This is a genomic window from Craterilacuibacter sinensis (assembly GCF_009831765.1).
Classification (GTDB): domain Bacteria; phylum Pseudomonadota; class Gammaproteobacteria; order Burkholderiales; family Chromobacteriaceae; genus Craterilacuibacter; species Craterilacuibacter sinensis.
On the sequence record NZ_WSSB01000025.1, the window covers coordinates 1 to 5,889 of the forward strand.

A 5,889-nucleotide genomic window follows, 5' to 3' on the forward strand; every position below is an offset into this window, starting at 1 on the left:
AGTAGGACACCGCCAGACGCCCCATAGAAAACCCCAGCTCATCAGAGCTGGGGTTTTTGCATTTGCGGGCTCTCCCCAATAGCGCATTTTCTCCATGGTGATATCATTTTGCATAATCTGTGGAGATGCCATGTCTATTCTTTCCCCCATCCAGCTATTGCAACAAGAACTGGCCGCCTTATTTGCCGACAGGGTAAGTGCGAGTGAGTCTATCCGTCTTCATCATGGTCATGATGAATCTTGCCATCCTGATGTATTGCCCGATCTGGTCGTTTTTCCACACTCGACTGCCGAAGTGCAGTCGGTAGTGCGTTTATGTGCCAAATACCGGATACCGATGATTCCTTACGGGGTGGGCAGTTCGGTCGAGGGGCATACGCTGGCTATTCATGGCGGGGTTTGTATAGATCTTTCGCAGATGAACCGTATTGTCGCACTGCATGAGGAAGATTTAACAGCGACGGTAGAGGCGGGCGTGACGCGCTTGCGGCTGAACGAGGAGTTGCGCCATAGCGGTCTGTTTTTTCCTATCGACCCGGGGGCTGATGCCACTTTGGGCGGCATGGCCTCGACACGTGCCTCGGGCACCAATGCCGTGCGTTATGGCACCATGCGCGAGAATGTATTGGCACTGACTGCGGTTTTACCTGACGGTGAGATTATTCATACCGGCACGCGCGCCAAGAAATCTTCTGCCGGTTATGACCTGACCCGTTTATTGGTGGGGGCCGAGGGAACACTGGCGATTATCACCGAGGTCACCGTGCGCTTGTATGGCATGCCGGAAGCCATGTCGTCTGCCATGGTGGCTTTTGATAGCGTGCGAGGGGCTGTAGATAGCGTGATTCAGGCCATTCAGTGCGGCATTCCGCTGGCGCGGGCAGAAATGCTGGATGCGCTCACCATGGCGGCGGTCAATCGCTATAGCAAAACAGATTATCCGGAATGCCCGACCCTGTTCCTCGAGTTTCATGGCAGTGAAGCGAGTGTTGCCGAGCAGGCGCAGTTGTTTGCTGATTTGGCCGAAGCCAATGGCGGCGGGCATTTTGCCTGGTCTAGCCGTGAAGAAGAGCGTAGCCGTTTATGGCAGGCGCGGCATAATGCCTACTTTGCCGGCTTGCAGCTTAAGCCTGGCTGCCGCTGCATTGCGACCGATGTTTGTGTACCTATTTCCCGTTTGGCCGAATGCATCGAGGAAACGTATCTTGATCTGCAACGCGATGGCGTTGAGGCTCCCTTGTTTGGTCATGTCGGAGATGGGAATTTCCATCTGATGTTGTTGGCCAACCCGTCAGACAGTGCAGAGATGGCCAAAATGAAGGCGATTAATCACCGTCTGGTGCAGCGTGCCTTGGCGATGGAAGGCACATGTAGCGGAGAACATGGCATCGGGATTGGCAAGCAGGCGTATTTGGCGCAAGAGGCAGGTACTGCGGCCCTGAATATGATGCGCGCTATCAAGCGTTCTATTGACCCCGATAATCTGATGAATCCGGGCAAGATCTTTTCCCTGTGATGGGCATCGCTACCATATTGCCGATAGTTTATTGGCGGTACGCTTGATAAAATCGGTGGCGGATAAGCCAAATATCTTGGCGTGTCCGCTTAAAGGAGATTGGCCTGGTGGCAAGTTTATTGCAGTTTTTGCGGCGCCGTCGTCGTTTGGCTTTGCTGGCATTGATGCTGTCGACGGTGTTGTTGATGGTGGCCAGCATGGGGCGGGGTCTTGACTGGCAGGGGAGTCAGCCGCTATTCGATATTCTGCTGCCGTGTGTGATGTTGCTGGGTGTGGCCGGGCAGCTTTTGGCCTTGCTGGCACTTCTGGGAAAACCACGTTCCTGAAATGGCATTAAAAACAAAGGTTTGTTTGCTGGCCGCCTGCCGTGCTGGCAGTTGACGAGCGGATGGCTGCAGTAGATAATCGCGGCCGTACAAAGGCAAGACAGGCTCCGCATGCGGAGCCTGTCGCCGTTTTGGAGCTTGTTGTGACGGACGATCAACTCTTCCTGCGTGAACTGGAAAATGGCCATTTCCCGCCGGACAATTTCAATCAGCAGACCCGCCTTTACGCCGCATGGGCTTATCACCGGAATTATCCGGTACGCGAGGCTGCCGCGCGTTGCGCGCATACTTTTTCGCGTTATGCCCTGATACGGGCCTTGGCAACGTCTTATCATCACACGCTGACTATGGCGACGCTGGTCCTGCTTTATCAGCGTATGGCTGAACAGCCTGAGCAGGCCGAAGACTGGGAACATTTTTGCCAGGCGAACCAGGACATGCTGTCTGATACGGTATCGCTGGTTCGTTATCACTATTCTGCAGACCTGCTGGATCATGAGCGTGCGCGCAAGGCCTTTGTCGAGCCCGATCTCGCTCCTTTGCCTTGTCTGCTTCACTGAGAAAACCTATGAAAGCACCAGAACTTCTATTGCCCGCCGGTACCCTCGACAAGATGCGTGCCGCCTATGATTTTGGCGCGGATGCCGTTTATGCCGGCCAGCCGCGTTACTCGCTGCGTGCCCGCAACAACGACTTCAAGCTGGAAGAGCTCAGAACGGGTATCGACGAAGCGCATGCGCGCGGTAAGCAATTTTTTGTTGCCAGTAACCTGTTGCCGCATAACAGCAAGGTCAAAACCTATATGGCTGATATGGCGCCTGTCATTGCCATGAAGCCTGATGCCCTGATTATGGCGGACCCTGGTCTGATTATGATGGTGCGCGAGAAGTGGCCGGAGGTGCCGGTTCATCTGTCGGTACAGGCCAATACCGTCAATTATATGGGGGTGAAGTTCTGGCAGAAGCTGGGCGTGAGCCGCATTATTCTGTCGCGCGAGTTGTCGCTGGACGAGATTGCCGAGATTCGCCAGGAGTGTCCGGATATCGAACTGGAAGTCTTCGTTCATGGTGCTTTGTGCATTGCCTACTCGGGCCGTTGCCTGTTGTCTGGCTATTTCAATCATCGCGACCCCAACCAGGGTACTTGCACCAATGCGTGCCGCTGGGATTACAAGATGCACGACACCCAAGGCGATGATGCCGGCGATGTGCAGACCATCAAGCTGGACTTTGGCAAGGCGCTGGAAGAGGCGAACCAGAGCTTCGCCGCCTGCGGTGGCGCGGAACGTCACCCGCTGGCCGATAAGACCTATCTGATCGAAGAGGGAAACCGTCCCGGCGAGATGATGCCCATCATCGAGGACGAGCATGGCACCTACATCATGAACTCCAAAGACCTGCGCGCCGTCGAGCAGGTGGAGAAGCTGGTGAAGATTGGTGTCGATTCGCTCAAGATCGAAGGCCGTACCAAGAGCTTGTATTATGTGGCACGCACGGCGCAGGTCTACCGTCAGGCGATCGATGACGCGGTTGCCGGACGACCGTTCAATCTGGGCTTGCTGGCCGAGCTGGATGGTCTGGCCAATCGCGGCTATACCCCAGGCTTCCTCGAGCGCCACCAGACGCAGGACTACCAGAATTACCTGACGGGTCACTCCAAGGCCAAGCAAAGCCAGTATGTGGGTGATGTGCTGGCCGTGGATGCGGAAGGTTGGGCGACGGTCGATGTGAAAAACCGCTTCGCAGTAGGCGACCGGCTGGAGGTGATACACCCGAGCGGTAACCATATTCTGGAGCTGAAAACAATGCTGCGCGATGACGTGGCTATCGAAGTGGCGCCGGGTAACGGGATTCAGGTGCGGATTCCGGGTATGCAGGGCATGGACAAGGCACTGATTGCCCGCCTGTTCTGAGCTGATTAAGTCTCGTACGCAAGCGGCAGTATGGCGAAAGCTATACTGCCGTTTATTTTTACCGGGAAGTGAAGCGTTGCCCGAGTGGCATTTGGCGCATACAATCAAAAGCAAAATTTTCGGAAGCGCTTGGTTTTTTCGCTTCTTCCAAGTTATTTATAAGGCATGCGATGACGATACAGCAACTGATCAATCAAAAAGTACAAGCGGCACTGGCTGCAGCCGGTGTGCCGGATGCTCCGGCCGTGGTTCAGCCTTCTTCCAAGGTAGGTTTTGGCGACTACCAGGCGAACGGCGTGATGGGTGCGGCCAAGGCACTCAAGATGAATCCACGCGAACTGGCGCAAAAAGTAGTCGATGCGCTGGATCTGGAAGGCATTGCCGAGAAAGTGGAAATCGCCGGCCCGGGTTTTATCAATATCCATCTGGCCCCCGAGTTTCTGGCGCGCCGCAGCGAAGCGGCATTGAAAGACGCGCGTCTGGGCGTGACGTTGCCAGCCAAGCAAACGGTCGTGATCGACTATTCGTCGCCCAACCTCGCTAAAGAGATGCATGTCGGCCACTTGCGCTCGACCATCATCGGCGACTCCATTGCGCGCGTGCTGTCCTTTATGGGGCACGATGTCATTCGCCAGAACCATGTGGGCGACTGGGGTACCCAGTTCGGCATGTTGACGGCCTATCTGGTCGAAACCCAGCAAACCGGCAAGGCCGGCATGGAGCTGGGCGATCTGGAGACCTTCTACCGAAATGCCAAGATCCGCTTTGATGAAAGCGAAGACTTTGCCAACCGCGCCCGTGAATATGTGGTGCGGCTGCAAGGCGGCGATGAGTTGGTGCTGGAGTTGTGGCGCCAGTTTGTCGAGGTTTCGCTGTCGCATTGCCAGGCCGTCTACGACAAGCTGGGCGTAATGCTGACGCGCGACGATGTGATGGGCGAGTCGGCTTATAACGACGATTTGGCCACCGTGGTCAATGAATTGACCGAGATGGGCATCGTAACCGACAGCGAGGGCGCCAAGGTCGTATTCCTGCCGGAGTTCGCCGATCAGGATGGCAACCCTGCCGCCTATATCGTGCAGAAGAAGGATGGCGGCTTCCTGTATTCGACCACCGACTTGGGTGCGGTGCGCTACCGCGTACGCAAGCTGAACGCCGACCGTATCATCTATGTGGTTGATGCGCGCCAGAGCCTGCACTTCCAGCAGATGTTCACGACCTGCCGCAAGGCCGGCTTTGCGCCAGACAATGTGGTACTTGAGCACATTGCCTTCGGTACCATGATGGGTGAGGACAACAAGCCGTTCAAGACCCGCTCCGGCGGCACGGTCAAGCTGATCGAATTGCTCAACGAGTCGGAAGAGCGCGCGTTGAACCTGGTCGGCGAGAAGAACCCGGATCTGGCCGTCGAGGCCAAGCAGCAGATCGCACACGCGGTCGGTATCGGCGCGGTGAAATATGCCGACCTGTCCAAGAGCCGTACCAGCGATTACATCTTCAACTGGGAGAATATGCTCTCGTTTGAAGGTAATACCGCACCTTATCTGCAATATGCCTATACCCGTGTACAGAGCGTATTCCGCAAGGCGGAAAACTATGATGCCAGCGCGGCGATCGTGATCAGCGAGCCTGCCGAGAAGCAACTGGCAGTTGCATTGGCCCAGTTTGAAGATGTGCTGGTAACGGTGGCCGATGGTTGCTACCCGCACCACCTGAGCCAGTATCTGTACAGCCTGGCGCAGTTGTTCTCACGCTTCTATGAAGCTTGCCCTATTCTCAAGGCCGAAGGTGAAGTACGCGCCAGCCGTCTGCAATTGGCTGCGCTGACTGCCAAAACATTGAAGACCGGTATGGATTTGCTGGGTATTGAAGTTCTGGATGCGATGTAAACAAGTTTGAAGCTGTTTATTTCAAATGCCCTCCCTTTTTAGGGAGGGCATTTTTTTATAGGGATAGCGATTATTTTTGCTGCGAATAAAAATAAGCCATGTAAATAAGTCTTTTGTAGTCAGTAGTTTAGTTTTGGTTTTGGCGGTGGTTCGGTAATTAAGTGATATTTGATGGGAAATACAGTTGACGCATCAGTCCAAGGTGCGTATATTTCGCCTCCTCAGCTGACGCCGCAAACGAAACAA

The 5,889-nt window shown here is 55.0% G+C and carries 5 protein-coding genes; all 5 read left to right on the forward strand.

Going from position 1 to position 5,889, the window contains the following annotated elements:
- Positions 1-130: 130 nt before the first annotated feature.
- The 5 genes from GQF02_RS15630 to argS all read left to right on the forward strand — a co-directional run bounded on the left by GQF02_RS15630 (position 131) and on the right by argS (position 5,643).
- A complete protein-coding gene (locus GQF02_RS15630) occupies positions 131-1,516 on the forward strand; it encodes an FAD-binding oxidoreductase (protein ID WP_160798381.1) in 1,386 nt (461 codons plus the stop codon).
- 107 nt (positions 1,517-1,623) lie between these two features.
- Complete coding sequence (locus tag GQF02_RS15635) at positions 1,624-1,842, forward strand: hypothetical protein (RefSeq protein ID WP_124736781.1); 219 nt, start codon at positions 1,624-1,626, stop codon at positions 1,840-1,842.
- Between the two features lie 41 nt (positions 1,843-1,883).
- The gene (locus tag GQF02_RS15640; protein WP_328698637.1) at positions 1,884-2,402 is read left to right on the forward strand and encodes a hypothetical protein; all 519 of its coding nucleotides are present in this window, start codon (positions 1,884-1,886) and stop codon (positions 2,400-2,402) included.
- A gap of 8 nt (positions 2,403-2,410) precedes the next feature.
- On the forward strand, positions 2,411-3,754 hold the full coding sequence (trhP, locus tag GQF02_RS15645; RefSeq protein WP_160798384.1) for a prephenate-dependent tRNA uridine(34) hydroxylase TrhP: 1,344 nt from the start codon (positions 2,411-2,413) through the stop codon (positions 3,752-3,754).
- 170 nt (positions 3,755-3,924) lie between these two features.
- Positions 3,925-5,643, forward strand: coding sequence for an arginine--tRNA ligase (argS, locus tag GQF02_RS15650; protein WP_160798388.1), 1,719 nt, complete (start codon positions 3,925-3,927; stop codon positions 5,641-5,643).
- Positions 5,644-5,889: the final 246 nt, after the last annotated feature.

Bases quoted from the DNA above. Each gene is read 5' to 3' on its own strand.
- argS (WP_160798388.1), top strand. From the start codon at position 3,925: ATGACGATACAGCAACTGATCAATCAAAAAGTACAAGCGGCACTGGCT.
- GQF02_RS15630 (WP_160798381.1), top strand. From the start codon at position 131: ATGTCTATTCTTTCCCCCATCCAGCTATTGCAACAAGAACTGGCCGCC.
- trhP (WP_160798384.1), top strand. From the start codon at position 2,411: ATGAAAGCACCAGAACTTCTATTGCCCGCCGGTACCCTCGACAAGATG.